Source organism: Bacillus cereus group sp. Bce019 (assembly GCF_051781745.1).
In the GTDB taxonomy this organism is placed as follows: Bacteria; Bacillota; Bacilli; order Bacillales; family Bacillaceae_G; genus Bacillus_A; species Bacillus_A cereus.
Map to the genome: position 1 here is coordinate 1 of NZ_JBPWJX010000032.1, position 20,475 is coordinate 20,475.

Consider the following 20,475-nt stretch of genomic DNA (forward strand, 5'->3'; position numbering starts at 1 on the left):
CCAGAAGTGAAACCAGAGGATCCGAAAGAACCGAAGGAGCCAGAAGTGAAACCGGAAGATCCGAAAGAACCGAAGGAGCCAGAAGTGAAACCAGAGGATCCGAAAGAACCGAAGGAGCCAGAAGTGAAACCGGAAGATCCGAAAGAGCCGAAGGAGCCAGAAGTGAAACCGGAAGACCCGAAAAATCTGAAGAAACCGGAAGTAAGACTGGAAAAGTTAAATAAAGAGCCGCAAGTAAAAGTAGAAAAAGAATTACCGAAAACAGGGGCAGCACATCCATGGATGATGTCAGTTGGTGCGGGAATTTCATTCTTAGTTGGCGGAGTATTATTCGTATTAGGTAGAAGAAGAAAACAATAATTTTTTTAGACGAAAAGCACACTGAGTTCGATAGTGTATCGAATTCAGTGTGCTTTCGTGGTATATAAAATAAAAGCTCCTTCCGCGTATGGAAGGAGCTTTTATTTTTACATATTAAAACATGCTTGAGCTATGCATTGGTTGAAGTTTTGCATTTGGATCGAAGTAAGCTTTTGCATTGTTTACTGCTGTTGGTGCTTCACCGAAGCCGCAAGCAATGAGTTTTACTTTTCCTTCATATGTACAAATGTCACCAGCAGCGTAAATGCCAGGAATATTTGTTTCCATTTTTGAATTTACAAGGATGCTGTTTTTTTGTATATCTAAGCCCCAGTTTTTAATTGGGCCAAGAGAAGAAACGAAGCCATAGTTTACAATTACGTCATCAACATCGATGATAACTTTTTCTTCAGTTTTTACGTGCTGAAGAACGACTTGTTCAATTTTGTCATCACCAATGAGTTCAACTGGAACATACGGTGTACTTACTTCTGCACGAGAATTCATTAAGTTTTCGACGCTATGTTCATGCGCACGGAATTTATCGCGGCGATGAACGATTGTAACTTTTTCAGCGATCGGTTCTAACATCATTGTCCAATCAACAGCTGAATCGCCGCCGCCAAATACTACGACGCGCTTACCGGCAAATTTATTCATATCATCAACGAAATAATGTAAGTTTTTCTTTTCATACTTTGCTGTACCTTCTAATTCTAAGCGGCGTGGTTGGAAAGCACCATTGCCAGCAGTAATAATAACTGATTTAGAATAGTGAGTTTGCTTATTCGTAACAAGTTTAAATATACCGTCAGCTTGTTTCTCAAGCGTATCGACAGCTTCTTCTAAACAAACGGTTGGGTCAAATTTCTTCATTTGCTCTTTTAAGTTATCAACTAATTCTTGTGCGCGCACTTTTGGGAATCCAGCTACATCATAAATGTATTTTTCAGGGTAGAGTGCGGATAATTGTCCTCCAAGTTGAGGTAAGCTTTCAATGATTTTTACACTTGCTTGTCTCATACCGCCATAAAATGCTGTGAACAGCCCTGTTGGACCACCACCAATAATTGTTATGTCGTAAACTTTTTGATTTTCTGCCACTTTCATTCCCCCTATAGATGGAATTTTGATATTGATTTCATATATTGTTCATATGTACACGAAAATCCTGCAAATGATGACACTTTCAAATAAATGATAGCATATTTGAGTTCATAATACTTCTGAAAACGACTGAATTGTGTGTAAGTTTTCGCATAGGTTCTTTTTTATTGTATAAAATATACAGAAAGGAAAATACATGAAAAAAAGGCTAAAAAACCCTTGAAAACGCTATGTTATTTTAAAATATTGATAATTCTCCAGACGCTTGAATTCTGGAATAAAACCGACTAATATAGGGAAGTATTATGTTAAATTTCTATGACAAAATTCGTACGATTTTTTGACTGCGTTTTGTTATGATATAGAATGTGATAAATTCCACATTCTTGACAAATAGAGTTTTTAGTACTTGGTATTATTTCTCATTACTATTATATAAAGAAAAGGGTTGTGATTTGGTGAAGACTCCAAAAATCGTAGTTTTAGGTGCAGGTTATGGCGGGATGATTACGACTGTTCGTCTGCAAAAAGCATTATCTGTAAATGAAGCTGAAATTACGCTAGTAAACAACAACAGCTATCACTACCAAGCGACTTGGTTACACGAGAGCGCAGCTGGTACATTACAAGATGAAAAAATCTGTCTAGATATTCAAGACGTTATTGATACAAATAAAGTGAACTTTGTACAAGACACAGTAGTAGAAATTAAAGCTGCTGAAAAACGCATTATCTTAAAAGACGGCGAGTTAGAGTATGACTACTTAGTAATTGGTCTTGGTTTCGAATCAGAAACATTCGGAATTACAGGATTAAAAGAGCATGCATTCTCAATCGCTAACATTAATGCAACTCGTGAAATTCGTGAGCATATGGAAGCTAGTTTCTCTAAATATGCAACTGAACAACGCGATGAGTTAGTAACAATCGTTGTTGGTGGTGCTGGATTTACTGGTATCGAGTACGTAGGTGAGCTTGCAAACCGTGTTCCTGAACTTTGCAAAGAGTACAATGTACCACGTGAAAAAGCACGTATCATCTGTGTAGAAGCTGCTCCAACAGCACTTCCAGGTTTCGATCCAGCGTTAGTAGAATACGCTGTAAAACAACTTGAGAAAAAAGGTGTAGAATTCCGCATCGGTACAGCAATTAAAGAAGCAACTGAAGAAGGTATTATCGTTGCGAATGGCGATGACACTGAATTAATTAAGTCTGAAACAGTAGTTTGGGCTGCAGGTGTTCGTGGTAACGGTATTGTGGAAGAGTCTGGATTTGAAGCAATGCGCGGACGTGTAAAAGTTGATGAGTACATGCATGCTCCAGGATACGAAGATGTATTCATGGTTGGTGACGCAGCGTTAATCATTAATGAAGAAATTAACCGCCCATACCCACCAACAGCACAAATCGCAATTCAACAAGGTTACAATATTGCACACAACTTAACTGTATTAGTTCGTGGTAAAGGCGAAATGAAGAAATTCGCATTTGATAATAAAGGATCTGTATGTTCTTTAGGTCATGACGATGCAATGGGCGTTGTTATGGGTAAAAAGTTAACAGGTTGGAAAGCTTCCTTCATGAAGAAAGTAATCGATAACCGTTACCTATTCTTATTAGGTGGACCTTTATTAGTTCTTAAAAAAGGTAAATTAAAGTTCTTTTAATATATAGTAGAAAAAGCAGAAACGGCTAAGAGCTGTTTCTGCTTTTTTCATATTAAAAATATAGTATAATATAAAAAGAAAGAATATTCTGTCCGTTCTGAAAGAGGAGGTTATTACATCATGGAGAAACGAGGGAAGGTATGGCTAGCTGTTAGTGGTTTAGTAGCTACAAAAGATGGTAGGTGGCTATTTGTTAAGAAGAAATACAGTGGATTAAAAGGGAAATGGTCTTTACCGGCTGGTTTTGTAAATGAAGGTGAGACGGTTGATGAAGCTGTGAAACGCGAAGTGTTAGAAGAGACAGGCATTGTCGCTCATGTGAAGGGGATCATTGGTGTTCGATCGGGTGTTATTCGTAATGAGATTAGTGATAATATGATTATTTTTCTTTTGGAGCCTGAAGGAGAAAATATTATTATACAGGAGAAAGAATTGTCTGAAGTGGCGTTCTTACATCCGGATAAGATTGTAGACAATCCGAATACGTCTGTGCTTATTAAATATTTGTTAGAAGGAAGATCAGAACTACATCTTGAAGTGGACAAAACATTAAATCCAGGCGAACCATTTGGTTATACAGCTTATCACGTATTTACGGCACGTGCGAAGGAGAGGGGAAAAGAGTGAGTATACCGGTACTACTTATTTCAATGATGTTATTCTTTATTTTGTTCTTTGGAATTGGATTTTTACTCAACATGATTTTGCGAGCTACTTGGGTAATGGTTATTGTGTATCCGATTGTTTGTATGCTTATTATTAATAAAGCGAGTATGTGGGATTATTTTTCAAAACCGAAAGAAACATTTTCTTCATTTGGGACAAGTGTATCGCACTTAGGACAAGCAGACGTATTTATTCTATCTACTGGATTAGTAGGGGCTGCTTTAGCAGGAGTCGTAATCAAGAAACTTCGGAAAAGCGGATATCAAATGTTTTAATCTCCAATTAAGTTGGAGATTATTTTTTTGCATATTCCTTCATGGTATAGGGAATGATTAACGATGAAGGAGTGTGGAATATAAAAATGTTAAAACGATATTGTATTCGCATTATGATGACTTGTTTACTTGCAATTGCATTATGCGTAACATGGAATGCTTTCACAGGAGTTTCTTTATTAGAGATTGTAAAGAAGTATGAGGGAACGAGTGCAAAAGAAGTACATGCAGCAGAAGTTAAGAGAAATGTTGCTCCGAGTAAAGAAGTGATAAATGCTTTAGAGCAGGCAAACGACTGGTCTAAATATCGTTCAATTGAAATGACTGCAACAGGTTATACGTCGGGAATTGAGTCAACTGGTAAGAGGCCGGGACATCCGGAGTATGGTATTACATATTCAGGTGTTAAGGCGAAAAGGGATTTATATTCCACAATCGCAGCAGACTTACGCGTATTCCCAATTGGAACAATTTTATTCGTACCAGGTTATGGGTATGGTGTAGTAGCTGATAAGGGCGGTGCAATAAAAGGAAACCGTCTTGATCTATATTATGATACGGTGAAAGATGTTTATAGCCAATGGGGTAAGAAAAAAGTAAATGTGTACGTAGTAAAAGTAGGAAATGGTAAGTTTACAGAAGAAGAGTTAACGATGTTAAATCAAGACGAAACGATGCAAGTGTTTCGTGGTCAATATTTAAAACAAAGATAGTCTAGTCGTAATTACGCTAGACTTTTTTTCTTGGCTTATTTCATAATAGAGGGGATTTTACACGTCATATAACTGTAGTTAGAATTGTCGCATTTTATCGAAAATAAAGTTATAATGGTGGTAGAGAAATTTAGGGGGTTTGAACATGTTTCAAGTACAAAAAGAATTAGCAGGTCACGAAGCAGTAATTGTCGCTTTATTTGAAGAAGAGAAAATGAGTAGTTTTGTACAAGAACTGGACAAAGCGTTTGAAGGACAATTACAAGTTTTACTAGAAGAGAAAGAATTATCTACGAAGAAAAAGGCCATTTCGAAAGTACATAGCTTAGGAAAAACAAATGTGAAACGTTATTACTTTGTTGGTTTAGGCAAGAAAGAGTTTTATACGACAGAAACGTTACGTGCGGCTCTTGGTAAGGCATTTAAAACACTGCAAGCAGCAAAAGTACAAGATGTAGCAATCTTACTTGATTCTTTCGTAACAGAGAAATTAGAAGCGATTGATGTCGCTCATATTGCAGCAGAGGTACAAGGCCTTGGTACATATGAATTACAAACGTATAAATCAGATAAAAAGGATCGTGTAGAGTTAGAGAAGTTCACGGTTATTACAGCAGAAGATGCACAAGAAATTGAAGCTGCATTAACAGTTGGCTACGTACATGGACGTGCAACAAATTCAGCTCGTACACTTGTAAATATGCCGCCAAACGTATTAACAGCGACAAAGCTTGCTGAGTATGCTGTTGAATTAGCGGAGAAGTATGATATGGACTATAAAGTTCTTGAGAAAGAAGAGATGGAAGAACTTGGTATGGGTGCGTTACTTGCAGTAAACCAAGGTAGTGTAGAGCCACCAAAAATGATTGCTCTTATTTATAAAGGAAAAGAAGAGTGGACAGATGTCATTGGATTCGTTGGAAAAGGTATTACATACGATACAGGTGGTTATTCTTTAAAACCACGTGAAGGCATGGTCGGTATGAAAGGTGATATGGGCGGTGCAGCTGCTGTATTAGGTGCGATGGAAATTATCGGTGAACTTCGCCCAGAGCAAAATGTGATCGCTGTTATTCCTTCAACTGATAACGTTGTAAGTGGTACGGCATTTAAGCCAGACGATGTAATTACATCTATGAGCGGAAAAACAATTGAAGTATTAAATACGGATGCAGAAGGTCGTCTAGCTTTAGCTGACGGTATTACGTATGCGAAAAAACTTGGTGCAAACTACCTTGTTGATGTTGCAACATTAACAGGCGGTGTAATTGTTGCACTTGGAAACTATACGACAGGCGCAATGACAAATAATGAAGAGTTATTTGAGCAAGTGCTAGAGGCTTCTATGGAAACAGATGAGCCAATTTGGCAACTACCGATTTTTGATCGTGATAAAGAACGCGTTCGAAACAGTAAGTTTGCTGATTTAAATAACTCACCAGGCCGTGAAGGACATGCAGTTATGGCAGGTACATTCTTAGGCGAATTCGCTGAAGATACACCGTGGGTACACTTAGATATCGCTGGAACATCAGAAACAAAAGGCGCGCACGACTTAGGTCCAGCTGGAGCAACTGGTGCAATGGTACGTACACTTGCAACACTTGTGGAGCGTTTTGGAGAAGAATAATTTTTTGAAGAAAAGGCTGTCTCAAATTTTTGAGGCAGCCTTTTTTATTGATATGGTAGGTGTATTTGTTGGTAATTCGATATAACTTCATTTTACTACTGCGCTGTTCAAAAAAGTGCTAAAAAGTGTTTATAAAGAAATCGTATACAAAATCCCATTTAAAGCAAAAGAAGTACGGCCCGTTTCTTCAGAGACAACTAATATAAGTGCATCACTCTTTTCTGATAAGCCAATTGCAGCTCTGTGACGTGTTCCTAGCTCAGGATCAACTTCTGTACTTTTCGTTAAAGGAAGAATATTAGCAGCTGAGACAATATGATTATTTTTTACGAGAACGGCACCGTCATGAAGAGGGTTACCTGGATAAAATATTGATTCGAGTAATGGTGCAGTTAAATGAGCGTTTAATGTCGTTCCAGTTTGAATGAGAGCTTCAAGCGTCTCGTTTCGTTCCACAACGATAAGAGCACCATGTTTTCTGGCGCTTAAATGTTGGATAGCTGTCGTAATAAAAGATGAACTTTCCGTATAAGGTGATAAATATGCCTGAATGTAGTATGTAGCTGCCAATGTTTGTACATTTGCTAACATATGATGAATATCTTCCATTTTGCATAAAATACATTCGTCTTCTTTATCGATTGCGTTCCTCATAATCGATAGTTCTTTTTCAGCAATTTCAATCATTTGCTTTGTTTGTATTTTGAGCTCTTCTGACAAGCCCCATTCGTGCATAATCCTCATTCCCTTTAGTGGAGTATTTAACAATAGTGTATACAAATATTCCTAGTAAAATCCTGCTAGATTTTATAAAATATTGAGATACAGCATGTTTTTTTCATATAATAAAGGTATGACGAGCGAGAGGAGAGAGAAGAATGAATTGGAAACAAGAATTTAGTCGCTGGCTTTCTTACGCACAATTAGATGCAGAATTAAAAGAACAGCTAGAAAATATGAAGCAAGATGAGAAGAAAATCGAGGATAGCTTTTATAAAAATCTAGAGTTTGGCACAGGTGGTATGCGTGGTGAACTTGGTGCTGGTACGAACCGTTTAAACGTATATACAGTTCGTAAAGCAACAAAAGGATTAGCAAGCTTTATTGAAAAATTAGGTGAGGAAGCGAAAAAACGCGGTGTTGTTGTAGCCTATGATTCTCGTCATAAATCACCTGAGTTCGCAATGGAAGTTGCTGCTACACTTGGTGCACACGGCATTACAACATATGTGTTTGAAAGCTTACGTCCAACGCCAGTACTTTCTTTCGCAGTTCGTCATTTACATACAGTAAGTGGAATCGTTCTTACGGCAAGCCATAATCCACCTGAATATAACGGATACAAAGTATACGGTGAAGATGGTGGACAGTTACCTCCAAAAGAGGCAGATGAGTTAATTAGCTACGTAAATGCAGTAGAAGATGAATTAACAGTTGAAGTCGCTGATGTAGAGCAATTAAAAGCTGACGGTTTATTACATATTATTGGACAAGAAGTAGATGATGCATATGCTGCAGAATTGAACAATGTCATCATTAATAAAGAAATGGTGCAAAAGGCCGGCAAAGACTTAAAAATCGTCTTTACACCATTACACGGAACATCAAATATTTCTGTACGCCGTGGTTTAAAAGAAGTTGGATTTACAGATGTAACAGTTGTAAAAGAGCAAGAGTTACCAGATCCAAACTTCTCTACAGTAAAATCACCGAACCCAGAAGAGCACGCAGCGTTTGAGTATGCAATTCGTGACGGTGAAAAGGTAGGCGCAGATGTATTAATCGCAACTGATCCTGACGCAGACCGCCTTGGTGTAGCAGTGCGTAATCATAATGGTGAGTTCCAAGTATTAACAGGAAACCAAACAGGTGCATTAATGCTTGATTACTTATTATCTCAAAAGAAAGAAAACGGAACGCTTCCAGAGAACGGTGTCGTATTAAAAACAATCGTAACGTCTGAAATTGGTCGTACAATTGCAAAAGCATACGGTTTAGATACAATTGATACGTTAACTGGATTTAAATTTATCGGTGAGAAAATTAGACAGTATGAAGAAAGCGGACAATATGAATTCCAATTCGGTTATGAGGAAAGCTATGGTTATTTAATCCGCCCATTCTGCCGTGATAAAGATGCAGTACAATCTGTTCTATTTGCATGTGAAGTAGCTGCATACTACAAATCACAAGGGAAAACGTTATATGACGGTCTATTAGAAGTATTTGAGAAATACGGCTTCTTCCGTGAAGACCTTGTATCGTTAACGTTAAAAGGAAAAGATGGAGCGGAAAAAATCCAAGAGATGATGGCGACGTTCCGTGAGAATCCTCCGAAAGAAGTAGCGGGCTTAACAGTCGTAGCAGTTGAAGACTATAAAGCAAGTATCGTTACATCTTTACAAGATGGACATAAAGAAGAGATTCACTTACCGAAATCAAATGTGTTAAAATATCAATTAGAGGACGGTTCATGGTTCTGCCTACGTCCATCTGGAACTGAGCCGAAGATTAAGTTTTACTTTGGTGTGAAAGATAGTTCTTTACAAAATAGTGAACAAAAGTTACTTACTATTAAAGAAGACATTATGAATCGTTTATAATACAAAGTAATTTTAAGTAGTAAGGAACAAAAGGGAGCGAAATCTCCCTTTTGTTTTATGTAGGAAATGATTGCTATTGATTCCGACAGGAGAGAGGGTATTTTGTGATGAAAAAAGTAAGAAAAGCGATAATCCCAGCAGCTGGATTAGGAACACGTTTTTTACCAGCAACGAAAGCAATGCCGAAAGAAATGTTACCGATAGTAGATAAACCAACGATCCAATACATTGTAGAAGAAGCAGTGAAATCGGGTATCGAAGATATTATTATCGTTACTGGTAAAACAAAGCGTTCTATTGAAGATCATTTTGATAATGCATTTGAACTAGAACAAAACTTATTAGAGAAGAAAAAATATGAGTTGCTTGAAAAAGTACAAGCTTCTTCAAAAATGGTAGATATTCATTATATCCGTCAAAAAGAGCCGAAGGGACTAGGACATGCTGTTTGGTGTGCGCGTAAATTCATTGGTGATGAGCCGTTTGCAGTGTTACTAGGTGATGATATTGTCCAAGCTGAGAAACCGTGTTTACGTCAATTAATGGATGAGTATGAAAAAACACTTTCTTCTGTTATTGGTGTACAAACTGTTCCAGAGTCGGAAACACATCGCTATGGAATTATCGATCCATTAGAACAAGAAGGTCGTCGTTACCAAGTTCGCAATTTCGTTGAGAAACCAGCACAAGGTACAGCTCCTTCAAACTTAGCAATTATGGGCCGTTACATTTTAACGCCTGAAATCTTTATGTTCTTAGAACAGCAACATGTCGGTGCTGGTGGTGAAATTCAATTAACAGATGCAATCCAAAGCTTAAATGAAATTCAACGTGTATTTGCTTACGATTTCGAAGGAAAGCGCTACGACGTAGGTGAAAAGCTAGGATTCGTTCAAACGACAATTGAAATGGCCCTGCAACACCCAGAATTGCGTGATGACATGGTTGCAATGATGAAGAAAATTTTAGAAGAACAAGCGAATCAAGAGTCTTAATATAAAAAAAGAGTTATTGCAGCTTGCTGCAATAACTCTTTTTTATTATGAAATCGTCGAATGAGAATGCTGATAAGCAGAACGACGCACAGCATAGTATATGCGAGGTGCGATAATAGCACCGATAATTGTAAATGCAATATCTTTTACTGCAAACCACATCATAATCATCCAAGCAGCTTTATAGCTCATATTACCGCCCATAAAGAGATTGACTGCTCCGTACATGTAAGTAGTACCGATTATATAAGTTAAAATAATTCCAGTGAAAGAGGCAATTGCAAATGTAATGAAAGTTGGTCTTTCTTTTTGTTCTACTAGTTTTCCTGATACGTAAGCAACGATAATAAAGGAGATAATAAAACCACCAGTAGGATCTAAAAGTGCTCCAAATCCAGCTTTGAAGTTAGCGAAGATTGGTGCGCCGGCTAAGCCAACGAGCATATATACAGTCATGGATAAGGCACCAAGTCTACTTCCAAGAAGAAGACCTGCTAAAATTGCGAAAAATGGTTGCATAGATAATGGGATGCCTGCTACTTGTAAGAAAGGTGCCCAAGATACAATATTTGCACCGATGGCCATAAGAGCAACAAACATGGCAGCTAATGCTAAATCTAAAACATGAAATCTTCTCATAATGTTAACCTCCTGTTGTTTTTAGGTTAACATTATCGTAGCGAAAATATTTACTTTTTGTCAATCAAAATATTTTGATAAGAAGGCTTTAAATAGTCTCTTAGCAACGTATATGGAATACGAAATTGCGGAATTCCACTTGAATAGGGAGCAATCTCATATAAAGGGAAATAAATGACGAGATTGTCTGGCTCTAAAAAGAAGTGAAATTTTTTCATACTCATTACTTTTTCAGTTGCATCAGGAAAATAAATGCTTTCATTTTGTTTAATTTGTCGTACAATCTCTGCACGGATTACATCTTTATATTTATCCTTTTGTTGAAATAAATCGTCTAAGTGCAGCACTTTTTTTTCGTTTAAATCAAATGTATTTGCCTTCCACGTATAAAGACCGTGTGCTCCGCCAGTATATTGATAGTAATTCACATATAGGCTAAGAAAAGGTGGTTTGTTTAAAGAGACTTTATAATCAACATTTGCTACGTACGGATGAAAGGGTGTACTAGATCCTTCTGTCTCTTTATAATATTTTTTTGCTTCTTTTTCTAATTTGTTTTTAAATTTGTCAGTGGATTTTTTGTAGTATAAATTGAGTTTATTTTGAAATTTAGAATCAGAAAAGTTGTGAAAAGAAGGCCTATTTATTTGATATTCTATATAAGGTTTCTTACCTTTTTGCGTTACAGTCTTAACATCGATTGTCAGGTTAGATGCTTTGGCTGTTATTGCACAATTTGGTACAATAGTCAGCAAGGAGAACATAAGCAGTAATATACAAAATTTCTGTTTCATTTAGGTGAAGCCTCCTTATATAAGTGTTATAAGTAGTTTGAAAATAAATAGGTAAAATTATACATTTAATTAAAGTAAGAGAAGGGGGAAGCGATATGGCAAAAACTTTAATGGATTCACTTGGAATTGAGTTGTTAGAGATGACAGAAGATAAGGTAGTTGCTACGATGCCTGTTGATGAGCGTACGCATCAACCGTTTGGATTTTTACATGGAGGTGCATCGGTTGCATTAGCGGAAACAGTGGCAAGTGTTGGTTCATATAATTTAATTGATCAAGAAAAATGTATTTGTTTCGGATTAGAAATTAATGCAAATCACATTCGCTCAAAGAAAGATGGAATTGTAACAGCGATCGGAACACCGATACATAGAGGACAATCGACAATGGTTTGGGATGTTCGTATTATTGATGAAAATGATGATTTACTATGTATATCAAGATGTACAGTAGCAATTAAAGAAAAACGTGAAAAGTAAAAAAGAGGCGCTCTTATGAGCAGCCTCTTTTTCTTATAATTAGAACTGGATTTTCTTCTCTAAGAAACCTTTTAGTTCGCTAATTGGCATACGAACTTGTTCCATTGTGTCACGGTCACGTACTGTAACAGCTTTGTCTTCAACTGAGTCGAAGTCGTATGTGATACAGAATGGTGTACCGATTTCGTCTTGACGACGGTAACGTTTACCGATAGAACCAGTTTCATCAAAGTCTACCATGAAGTCTTTAGCTAATTCTGCGAATACTTCAGTAGCACCTTCAGATAGCTTCTTAGATAATGGTAAGATAGCTGCTTTGTATGGTGCTAAAGCAGGGTGGAAACGAAGAACTGTACGAGAATCGTTTTCTAATTGCTCTTCTTCATATGCATCACATAAGAATGCTAATGTTACGCGGTCTGCGCCTAAAGATGGCTCGATGCAGTATGGCACGTAACGCTCATTCGTTTGTGGATCAATATAGTTAAAGTCTTCGTTTGAATGTTCCATGTGACGTTTTAAGTCGAAGTCTGTACGAGATGCAACGCCCCAAAGTTCGCCCCAACCGAATGGGAATTTGAATTCAATGTCAGTTGTTGCATTACTGTAGTGAGATAACTCTTCTTCACCGTGGTCACGAAGACGCATGCTCTCTTCAGACATACCAAGTGAAAGTAACCAGTTTTTACAAGTTTCACGCCAGAATGCAAACCACTCTAAATCTTCACCAGGCTTACAGAAGAATTCAAGTTCCATTTGTTCGAATTCACGTGTACGGAATGTGAAGTTACCAGGCGTGATTTCGTTACGGAAACTCTTACCGATTTGGCCGATACCAAATGGAAGCTTTTTACGCATAGAGCGTTGAACGTTTTTGAAGTTTACGAAAATACCTTGTGCTGTTTCAGGACGAAGGAAGATTTCGTTTGTGCTAGACTCTGTAACACCTTGGAATGTTTTGAACATTAAGTTGAACTGACGGATTTCAGTGAATTCTTCACTACCGCAATCAGGACATTTTACTTCATGTTCTTTCATTAAGTCAGCCATTTGGTCGAAAGTAAGACCGTCAACAACCATTTCGATGCCTTTTGCATCTAAAGCATCCTCAATTAATTTGTCAGCACGGTGACGAGCTTTACATTTTTTACAGTCAATCATTGGATCGTTGAAGTTACCAACGTGACCAGAAGCGATCCAAGTTTTAGGGTTCATTAAAATAGCTGCGTCTAAACCAACGTTGTGTGGAGATTCTTGAATGAATTTTTTCCACCAAGCTTTTTTAACGTTATTTTTTAATTCGATTCCAAGTGGACCGTAATCCCAAGTGTTTGCAAGACCACCGTAAATTTCAGAACCAGGGAAAACAAAACCGCGATGTTTCGCTAAGTTTACAACTTGTTCCATTGAATACATAAGAAAATCCTCCTTTTGAAAGTTAACGTATTGGCGATGACATACTCTGATACTTTGGAAACGAGCAGTATATGCTAAAAAGAACATAAAAAAACGCTCATCCCAAGGCTTATTTGCCTAGGGACGAGCGTTTGCCCGCGGTTCCACCCTAGTTGATACACAAAAGGTGCATCCACTTTATCATGTATTGCTCAGAACTGCCGTTTCCTTGCGGCTTCAGGCTTTCACTATCCCTGAATCGCTTTTTATGCAAGTACTTATAAGTCCGTCATCGCTACTTATATTAATAATAATGAACATATTCTAACACGTTCTTTTTTAAATCTCAATAGAGGAACGCGTCTATCTATGATAGAGTCTCGCCTATTTTTTCATTATTTATTCCGTAATTTTCTTTAATATGCTTAATTGCTTCACGCTTACTTAATGGAGCGAGCTCATTGTTTTGCACGTATTCCCAAACTACATCCGGATTTGTTTTTGCATATTCACGAAGGACCCAGCCAATCGCTTTTTGGATGAAAAATTCTTTTGAAGAATGTAGTTGTCCAATAATCCAGAAAAGAAGTTCTTCATCCATCTTTTGTTTATATTTTAGTTGGAATAAAATAGCGGCACGTTGTAACCATATGTTATCTGATGCAATCCATTTTGGAATATAGGCAGAAATTAATTCTGGATGTTTTAAAAAGATATCGCCTAAAAATGTAGGGACGATGCTATCGACAGAGTCCCACCAAGATTTTGTGACAATCAGTTCTTCTAAGAAGGGGATATGAGTTTCGTTTATATGCTTTTTATATTTTTGCATAATATCAAGTGCGGCCGCTTGGAATTCACGTTCTGGTAAGGCCCAAAGCTCACGTATGATAATTTGGAAGTCTTTTTGATCTGGGAGAGTATGTATTTGAATGATGTCTTTTAATAATTGGCGTCTTTCCGGTGTTTGAATACCTAGAAATGGGAAGTGATTTTTCATATAACGAGCCATAGGTTCTGCTTTTTCAGGATTTTGATGAGCTGTGAAATGCTCTTGTAATGCTTTTACAAATGGATGCATAAGTGTTGCTCCTCTCTTATTCTCTTTCTTCTCTTATTATACAAAGAGTTTGGATAAATTTTAAAACATAACTTGCAATGTAATGAAATATGTTGAAAGTAGAGAGGAGAGGATAAGATGGAGGATCAAGGCGTATTAGCAGGTTTCTTTGCTCTTAGTTTTGCGTTTATTCTTGTTATATTGATTTGGGCAATTATTTCATATTTGTTAACGGCTTTTGCACTTTATTCGATGGCGAAAAATGATGGTGCAACGGACGGGGTGCTTGCGTTTATTCCGTTTTTGAATAGTAAGACGTGGGGTGACTTAGCGAAAGATAAATTACCAGATTTTTTGAAAGAAGAAGCAGGGTGGAAAGTATTCGGCATATACGTTGCATGTTTTATTTTTAATTTCGTACCAGTTATAAGTTTACTAGCAACAGCTGTATCGATTGTATTGTCCATTTATCTTATCTACGCTATTTTAGACAGATACGGAACGAACTCTATATTATTTACGATTATTCATGTAATCACATTTTCGGTGTTCTTACCGATTCATTTATTTATCATTCGAAATGAACCGGTGAGATATAAAGAGTAGATTTTTCTTTTTTGTTGATAAGTCGATATATTTTAGATATAAGTAAAAAAGCGCCCTGATTATCAGAGCGCTTTTTTTACTACATAAGGTAGCGTAAATAAATATAAATGTGAGAAATGATTAATGAAACGATCATAATTGGGAAACCGACTTTTAGGAAGTCCATGTAACTAAATTTATGTCCTTCGCGGCTCGCGATACCTGCAACGATTACGTTAGCAGAAGCTCCGATTAATGTTCCGTTTCCACCCAGACAAGCACCTAGTGCTAATGCCCACCATAATACATCGATTTGTGCGTCAGATGGTGATAAGCCTAGCCCAACTGCCATATCGTTAATAAGTGGAATCATTGTTGCAACGAATGGGATGTTATCAATTGTTGCAGAGGCGATACCAGATACCCATAAAATAAGGATGGATGCGTAAGAAATATCTCCGCCTGTTATACCAATTACTTTTTGAGCTAACATTTTGATAAGACCGATATCGATAAGTCCTCCAACAAGTACGAATAGCCCTGCGAAGAAGAAGATTGTTACCCACTCTACGCTTGCAAATACTTCCTCAATTTCATGCTCTTTCACACCAATTAACATAAGTACAGTAGCACCAGTTAAAGCGATGATAGCTGCATCAACGTGGAAAATCGAATGAGTCATGAAACCTACAATTGTAAGTCCAAGTACTGTTAAAGATTTTTTCATTAATACTGGATCTTTAATGTATTGCTTTTCATCTAGGCTCATTAATTTCTTAACTTGTACAGGATCGGCAATTAATTGTTTGCGATACATAAAGTAAAGTATTATCGCTGTAACTGCAATAATAATAATTACGATTGGTGCTAGATTCAATAGGAAAGCATTGAAGTCTAAATGCTTATTGGCAGAACCAATCATAATGTTAGGTGGATCACCAATTAATGTTGCTGTTCCTCCAATGTTTGAAAAAATAATTTCAGAAAGTAAATAAGGAACAGGATTTACTTGCAGTATGCGCGTAATAGATAAAGTAACTGGAACAACAAGAAGTACAGTTGTAACGTTATCTAAAAATGCGGAGCCAAGCGCGGTAAGTAAGGAAAGTGAAATTAAAATTTTAATTGGATTTCCTTGAGCTCCTTTTGCTGCTTTAATAGCAACGTATTGGAAAACACCTGATTTACTCGTAATGTTCACCAAAATCATCATACCGATAAGTAACGTAATCGTTCCCCATTCAATATGTTTCGTAAAGGCGTTGTGTAAATCGACGACTCCCACAATTACCATGAGTGCTGCACCAAGAAGTGCGATGACAGCACGATTAATTTTTTCAGAAATAATAATGGCATATGTAATTAAAAAGACTGCGATAGCAAAATAATACTGCCAGTTAGCGAGTTCTTGCGTTGTTTCGTGCAAAAATCTCATCTCCTTTCATTCACTTTTTCTTAGTGTGTCAAAAATGTTCTAGAAGAAACACACATAACGTCATTATAAAGTAGGAAAATGGCGGATGTAAATGAAAGGGGGGATTTTGTCATATTTTCTGCATAGGTCATTTTTTCTTATTTTTTAAAATATTTGTGGGCATTTGACATATATATAAGATACATCCAATCTGAATATTTAAAATGGAATTAGCATTCGAGCTTGTTCGTGTAGGAGTGTCAAATAGAAAGGAATGACAAAAATGATAAGGAAGGGATCGTATGGATGAACAACGATTTTTATTTTTAGACTTTGAGTTTACGATGCCCCAGCATAGAAAGAAACCGAAAGGATTTTTTCCGGAGATTATTGAGGTAGGACTCGTTTCAGTTGCTGGCTGTAAGGTAGAAGATACGTATTCATCACATGTCAGGCCGAAAACATTTCCCTCTTTAACGGATCGATGCAAGAAGTTTTTAGGAATAAAACAAGAGGTTGTGGATAAAGGGATTTCATTTCCTGAACTCGTTAAGAAGCTTGCAGAATACGAAACGAAATGTAAACCGACAATTGTAACGTGGGGAAATATGGATATGAAAGTGCTGAAGCATAATTGTGAAATGGCAGGGATAGCTTTTCCATTCTTCGGACAGTGTCGTGATTTATCGCTTGAGTATAAGAAGTTTTTTGGAGAAAGAAATCAAACAGGATTATGGAAAGCAATTGAGGCGTATGGAAAAGTAGGGACAGGGAAGCATCATTGTGCGCTTGACGATGCGATGACGACGTACAATATTTTTAAACTAGTAGAAAAAGATAAAGAGTATTTAGTAAAGCCAGCACCTCCAACATTAGGAGAACTTGTTGATTTTTCAAAAGTGTTAAAGAAAGTGAGCACACAGTAACGACCAAATTGCACATTATGTAATTTGGTCGTTTTGTTTTTTAGAGTTTGTAGTCTTTCTTTAACTGTTGTAATGTTTCTAGACTACGCTCTGCAAAAGGTGAATCATCTTCAAAAAATGAATTCATTTGAGTTTCTAATGCTAATCTTAGTGACTCGGTATAATCCGGAATTTCTCCTTCATATTTTTTCACCATTTGCTCTGGAATGTTCGTCTGTTCACGGAAAGCTAAAGCGCGTCTTTCATGGAAAAATGGTACGTCAGCTTGTTTTACGTTATGTAAGTCACCTTGCACCGGATGTTTTAAAACAGCTAATACTTTTACGACGTAACTGCCAGGGCGGCTATTTGTAACTTCGCCAATGTATTTTCCTGTTTTATAAATACCAGTAACGATTTCGCCAATTTCAAATGTTTCTCTCATATTTTTCACCTCAAGTTTATAGTAAGGAAAGTAGGAGAAAGAGTCAAAGAAATCATTTGCTTTCAGAACGCCCCTTGAGAATATGGATAGGTTCCACTATAATTTAAAATGATATAACAGAAAATTCTGATGTTTTATAAATCCTATAATAAGGAGTGTTCTATATGATGCCTTTATATTTTCCGGAAGATAAAACAGAATATATTATTCCAGGGATTGTTTGCGTTCTATTTATTATCGGTGCTATTGCCACGTGGCGCATGTTTATTCGTGTATCAAAAAGAGAAGCAGAGCGATTACAGAAAGTTGAAGAAAAACTATTAGCTGAAAAGAAACAGTAACGCATTTTTGTATGTTTCCCTCTATGCTCGGACAATCTAAGGGCAGAATATATTTTGGAGGGAATAAAATGAAGAAACGGCTTTTTTTCAGTTTTTGTTTATTATTTCTGATGGCAGGTTGTGACCAAGGAAAGCCGAAAGAAATTGAAGTGAAATTACATAATGCTTCAGGAGATGAAGTAGGGACTGCGAAAGTAGTGCAGCAAACAAGTGGAGTGAAAATTACGATTAAAGGGGAAGGTTTCACTCCAGGCCCGCACGGACTACATGTACATGAAATCGGAGAGTGTAAGGCACCTCGTTTTGAATCATCCGGAAATCATTTTAATCCAGATGATAAAAAACATGGTCTTCTTAATCCGAAGGGTGCAGAAAACGGTGATTTACCGAACGTAGTTGCAGATGGTTCTGGAAAGATTAAAGCGGAAATTAATGCCCCACACATCACACTTGAAGAAGGAAAAACGACGATTCATAGAAAAGATGGAGCGTCTATTATTATTACAGAAAACCCTGATGATGGTATGACTCAACCGACAGGTAAATCAGGGGATCGAATTGCTTGTGGCGTAATTGTAAAAAAAGCATCGGATATGAAGAAAAAGTAAAAGCTACCGTGAATGGTAGCTTTCTTTGTGAAATGTAATTGAAAATATATCAGCGATTATTGGAATATATCGACTGTAACTCAAATTATATCGGCGATTATTGGAATATATCGACCGTAACTTGAAATATATCGACTTACCGACAAAATATGACAAAGGAGTCTGTCCAAGAATGATTAGGGGGACAGACTCCTTTCTTATTATGAAAACGTATGAAGCAGTCTGTTTAAAATTTCTTCTAAAACAGATCGTGGACAGCCGATGTTAATTCGAATATGTTCTTCGCCACCTAACCCGTATTTCTCACCAGGTTCAACGATGATTTTTCCTTTTTCCTCAAGTAGTGCGGTACGCTCTTTTTGAGAAAGCTTTAGACGAGAACAGTCAATCCATAATAAAAAGCTACCTTCTGGCTTCGTTACGGAAAGAGCAGGTATGTGAGTTTTAATATATTCACAAGCAAATTGAGCATTATCTTCTATATATAATCGAATTTCATTTAGCCAATCATTACATTCTGTATAAGCACTTTGCATCGCTGTATAAGCGAAGATATTTAACCCATGGAAGCCTTGCCTATACTGGATAGCTGTAAAGGCGTGACGGAGTTTTTCGTTTGGAATGATAATGATCGACGCTTGTAATCCAGCGATATTAAATGTTTTACTTGGAGCCATACAAGTGATAGTGCGCGCTGCTAATTCTTCAGATAAGGAAGCGAACGGTGTATGTGTATGGTCTGCATAAATAATATCGGAATGAATTTCATCCGCCACAACGATTACGTTATATTTAGTACATAACGATCCGAGCTGTACAAGTTCCTCTTTCGTCCAAACGCGCCCGATTGGGTTATGAGGGCTACAAAGAAGCATGAGTTTGATGCCTTGCTGAAACTGCTTTTCTAAATGCTTGAAGTCTATCACATATGTATCATTTTGTTTCTGTAATGGACTCACGTATAACTGTCTGTTGTTTGTTGTGACCATTTCGAAAAATGGAGGATAAATAGGTGGTTGTACGAGAACGGATTCGTTTTCTTTTGTGAAAGCCTGTATGCTCGTACTAAGAGCTGGAACGATTCCGGCGCTAAAGACAATCCATTCTTTTTGAATATCCCAGTCGTATTGTTGTTTTGTCCAGTTACAAATAATATCCCCAATATTTTCGGGAGGAAGTGTATAGCCAAAAATCGGATGTTCGATTCGTTGTTTTAAGGCAGTTTGAATTGGTTTTGGTACTTCAAAATCCATATCAGCAATCCAAGCATGGATAAGTTCTTCGTTTTTATATGTATCCCATTTTATACTATGCGTTCCACGTCGATTGATTGCTTTATGAAATAGTTGCATACGTTTGCCCCCTTCTTCTGTAAAACCAATAAGTTATGAAAGTTCTCTCTCTTCTTATAGAATAGCTGATGTGATAGGATAAAGAAAAGTATTAAAAAGTGAAAAGGCGGGAAGCGAATGGGTACATATGAAAAGATGATAGAGGTTGTGAAGAATTGGGATCCGTTTCAAATGGGACCGGAGTTTTATGAAACAGAAGCGAGCGATGTTGTGAACGTCATAAGTGTGTTTGATGATCCAAAATACATCGCAAAGAAGATTCAACATATATACTTTATGTCTTTTGAGGAAGTACCTGCGCTTGAAAAATGTGAGAAACTAGCTATGGAATTACTTGTAATAAAAGGAGGCGGAAGCTGTTCATTGTAGGCTGTCGGAATTTCCGACAGCCTTCTTTATATTATCCCGCTATTTTCCGGGCAGTAAGACCCCGACCTCAAAC

The 20,475-nt window shown here is 37.1% G+C and carries 23 protein-coding genes; 14 read left to right on the forward strand and 9 right to left on the reverse strand.

Annotated elements, in window-relative coordinates; genetic code table 11:
• On the forward strand, positions 1 to 360 hold a 360-nt coding region (locus tag ACS2QP_RS26015), incomplete at its 5' end, for an LPXTG cell wall anchor domain-containing protein (RefSeq protein ID WP_438882977.1).
• Positions 361 to 474: 114 nt separating this feature from the next.
• On the opposite strand, the gene ACS2QP_RS26020 is transcribed toward ACS2QP_RS26015, so the two are convergent.
• Positions 475 to 1,464 carry an NAD(P)/FAD-dependent oxidoreductase gene (locus ACS2QP_RS26020; protein ID WP_000829785.1) on the reverse strand — a complete coding sequence of 330 codons (990 nt, stop codon included), beginning with the start codon at positions 1,462 to 1,464 and terminating at the stop codon, positions 475 to 477.
• A gap of 461 nt (positions 1,465 to 1,925) precedes the next feature.
• Between ACS2QP_RS26020 and ACS2QP_RS26025 the strand changes: the two genes are divergently transcribed.
• The 5 genes from ACS2QP_RS26025 (at position 1,926) to pepA (ending at position 6,418) form a co-directional block, all read left to right on the forward strand.
• Positions 1,926 to 3,134, forward strand: coding sequence for an NAD(P)/FAD-dependent oxidoreductase (locus tag ACS2QP_RS26025; RefSeq protein WP_000856612.1), 1,209 nt, complete (start codon positions 1,926 to 1,928; stop codon positions 3,132 to 3,134).
• Positions 3,135 to 3,254: 120 nt separating this feature from the next.
• Positions 3,255 to 3,761 carry an NUDIX hydrolase gene (locus ACS2QP_RS26030; protein ID WP_142408444.1) on the forward strand — a complete coding sequence of 169 codons (507 nt, stop codon included), beginning with the start codon at positions 3,255 to 3,257 and terminating at the stop codon, positions 3,759 to 3,761.
• Positions 3,758 to 4,075, forward strand: a complete 318-nt coding sequence (locus ACS2QP_RS26035) for a YuiB family protein (RefSeq protein WP_000027016.1) — start codon at positions 3,758 to 3,760, stop codon at positions 4,073 to 4,075. Before ACS2QP_RS26030 ends, ACS2QP_RS26035 begins: the two co-directional genes overlap by 4 nt.
• Before the next feature lie 86 nt (positions 4,076 to 4,161).
• Entirely contained in the window at positions 4,162 to 4,788 is a 627-nt protein-coding gene (locus tag ACS2QP_RS26040) for a 3D domain-containing protein (RefSeq protein ID WP_006922360.1), read from the forward strand.
• A 145-nt stretch (positions 4,789 to 4,933) separates the two neighbouring features.
• Positions 4,934 to 6,418: a cytosol aminopeptidase gene (pepA, locus tag ACS2QP_RS26045; RefSeq protein ID WP_438882978.1), complete on the forward strand. Its 1,485-nt coding sequence runs from the start codon at positions 4,934 to 4,936 to the stop codon at positions 6,416 to 6,418.
• A 129-nt stretch (positions 6,419 to 6,547) separates the two neighbouring features.
• Here the strand turns inward: pepA and cdaS are convergent, their stop codons facing one another.
• On the reverse strand, positions 6,548 to 7,153 hold the full coding sequence (gene cdaS, locus ACS2QP_RS26050; protein ID WP_000545252.1) for a sporulation-specific diadenylate cyclase CdaS: 606 nt from the start codon (positions 7,151 to 7,153) through the stop codon (positions 6,548 to 6,550).
• Between the two features lie 143 nt (positions 7,154 to 7,296).
• Here cdaS and ACS2QP_RS26055 point away from each other — a divergent pair, with 143 nt between their 5' ends.
• Both ACS2QP_RS26055 and galU read left to right on the forward strand, forming a co-directional pair.
• The gene (locus ACS2QP_RS26055) at positions 7,297 to 9,021 is read left to right on the forward strand and encodes a phospho-sugar mutase (RefSeq protein WP_001104203.1); all 1,725 of its coding nucleotides are present in this window, start codon (positions 7,297 to 7,299) and stop codon (positions 9,019 to 9,021) included.
• 107 nt (positions 9,022 to 9,128) lie between these two features.
• Positions 9,129 to 10,016 (forward strand): UTP--glucose-1-phosphate uridylyltransferase GalU, encoded by an 888-nt coding sequence (gene galU / locus ACS2QP_RS26060; RefSeq protein WP_002097988.1) that lies wholly within the window; start codon positions 9,129 to 9,131, stop codon positions 10,014 to 10,016.
• Positions 10,017 to 10,061: 45 nt separating this feature from the next.
• Here the strand turns inward: galU and ACS2QP_RS26065 are convergent, their stop codons facing one another.
• Together ACS2QP_RS26065 and ACS2QP_RS26070 are read right to left on the reverse strand one after the other, a co-directional pair.
• Positions 10,062 to 10,655: a biotin transporter BioY gene (locus tag ACS2QP_RS26065; protein WP_332285452.1), complete on the reverse strand. Its 594-nt coding sequence runs from the start codon at positions 10,653 to 10,655 to the stop codon at positions 10,062 to 10,064.
• Between the two features lie 50 nt (positions 10,656 to 10,705).
• Positions 10,706 to 11,449, reverse strand: coding sequence for a DUF3298 and DUF4163 domain-containing protein (locus ACS2QP_RS26070; RefSeq protein ID WP_153582704.1), 744 nt, complete (start codon positions 11,447 to 11,449; stop codon positions 10,706 to 10,708).
• A 95-nt stretch (positions 11,450 to 11,544) separates the two neighbouring features.
• On the opposite strand from ACS2QP_RS26070, the gene ACS2QP_RS26075 reads away from it, so the two are divergent.
• Positions 11,545 to 11,928: a hotdog fold thioesterase gene (locus tag ACS2QP_RS26075; RefSeq protein WP_001140612.1), complete on the forward strand. Its 384-nt coding sequence runs from the start codon at positions 11,545 to 11,547 to the stop codon at positions 11,926 to 11,928.
• Positions 11,929 to 11,967: 39 nt separating this feature from the next.
• Here the strand turns inward: ACS2QP_RS26075 and ACS2QP_RS26080 are convergent, their stop codons facing one another.
• On the reverse strand, positions 11,968 to 13,344 hold the full coding sequence (locus ACS2QP_RS26080) for a glycine--tRNA ligase (RefSeq protein WP_000287147.1): 1,377 nt from the start codon (positions 13,342 to 13,344) through the stop codon (positions 11,968 to 11,970).
• Between the two features lie 346 nt (positions 13,345 to 13,690).
• Entirely contained in the window at positions 13,691 to 14,404 is a 714-nt protein-coding gene (locus ACS2QP_RS26085; protein WP_438882979.1) for a DNA alkylation repair protein, read from the reverse strand.
• A 117-nt stretch (positions 14,405 to 14,521) separates the two neighbouring features.
• On the opposite strand from ACS2QP_RS26085, the gene ACS2QP_RS26090 reads away from it, so the two are divergent.
• Complete coding sequence (locus ACS2QP_RS26090) at positions 14,522 to 14,989, forward strand: hypothetical protein (protein WP_000390062.1); 468 nt, start codon at positions 14,522 to 14,524, stop codon at positions 14,987 to 14,989.
• A gap of 79 nt (positions 14,990 to 15,068) precedes the next feature.
• Here the strand turns inward: ACS2QP_RS26090 and ACS2QP_RS26095 are convergent, their stop codons facing one another.
• Positions 15,069 to 16,394, reverse strand: a complete 1,326-nt coding sequence (locus ACS2QP_RS26095; RefSeq protein ID WP_000545232.1) for an ArsB/NhaD family transporter — start codon at positions 16,392 to 16,394, stop codon at positions 15,069 to 15,071.
• Between the two features lie 290 nt (positions 16,395 to 16,684).
• Here ACS2QP_RS26095 and kapD point away from each other — a divergent pair, with 290 nt between their 5' ends.
• Entirely contained in the window at positions 16,685 to 17,308 is a 624-nt protein-coding gene (kapD, locus tag ACS2QP_RS26100; RefSeq protein ID WP_000344356.1) for a 3'-5' exonuclease KapD, read from the forward strand.
• A gap of 40 nt (positions 17,309 to 17,348) precedes the next feature.
• Here kapD and ACS2QP_RS26105 read toward each other — a convergent pair whose 3' ends face one another.
• Complete coding sequence (locus ACS2QP_RS26105) at positions 17,349 to 17,732, reverse strand: kinase-associated lipoprotein B (RefSeq protein WP_153582702.1); 384 nt, start codon at positions 17,730 to 17,732, stop codon at positions 17,349 to 17,351.
• A gap of 164 nt (positions 17,733 to 17,896) precedes the next feature.
• Between ACS2QP_RS26105 and ACS2QP_RS26110 the strand changes: the two genes are divergently transcribed.
• Complete coding sequence (locus ACS2QP_RS26110; protein WP_000982757.1) at positions 17,897 to 18,073, forward strand: hypothetical protein; 177 nt, start codon at positions 17,897 to 17,899, stop codon at positions 18,071 to 18,073.
• A gap of 68 nt (positions 18,074 to 18,141) precedes the next feature.
• On the forward strand, positions 18,142 to 18,681 hold the full coding sequence (sodC, locus tag ACS2QP_RS26115; protein WP_153582701.1) for a superoxide dismutase [Cu-Zn]: 540 nt from the start codon (positions 18,142 to 18,144) through the stop codon (positions 18,679 to 18,681).
• 200 nt (positions 18,682 to 18,881) lie between these two features.
• Here the strand turns inward: sodC and ACS2QP_RS26120 are convergent, their stop codons facing one another.
• Complete coding sequence (locus tag ACS2QP_RS26120) at positions 18,882 to 20,033, reverse strand: MalY/PatB family protein (protein ID WP_153582700.1); 1,152 nt, start codon at positions 20,031 to 20,033, stop codon at positions 18,882 to 18,884.
• 117 nt (positions 20,034 to 20,150) lie between these two features.
• On the opposite strand from ACS2QP_RS26120, the gene ACS2QP_RS26125 reads away from it, so the two are divergent.
• Entirely contained in the window at positions 20,151 to 20,402 is a 252-nt protein-coding gene (locus tag ACS2QP_RS26125) for a YugE family protein (protein WP_153582699.1), read from the forward strand.
• Positions 20,403 to 20,475: the final 73 nt, after the last annotated feature.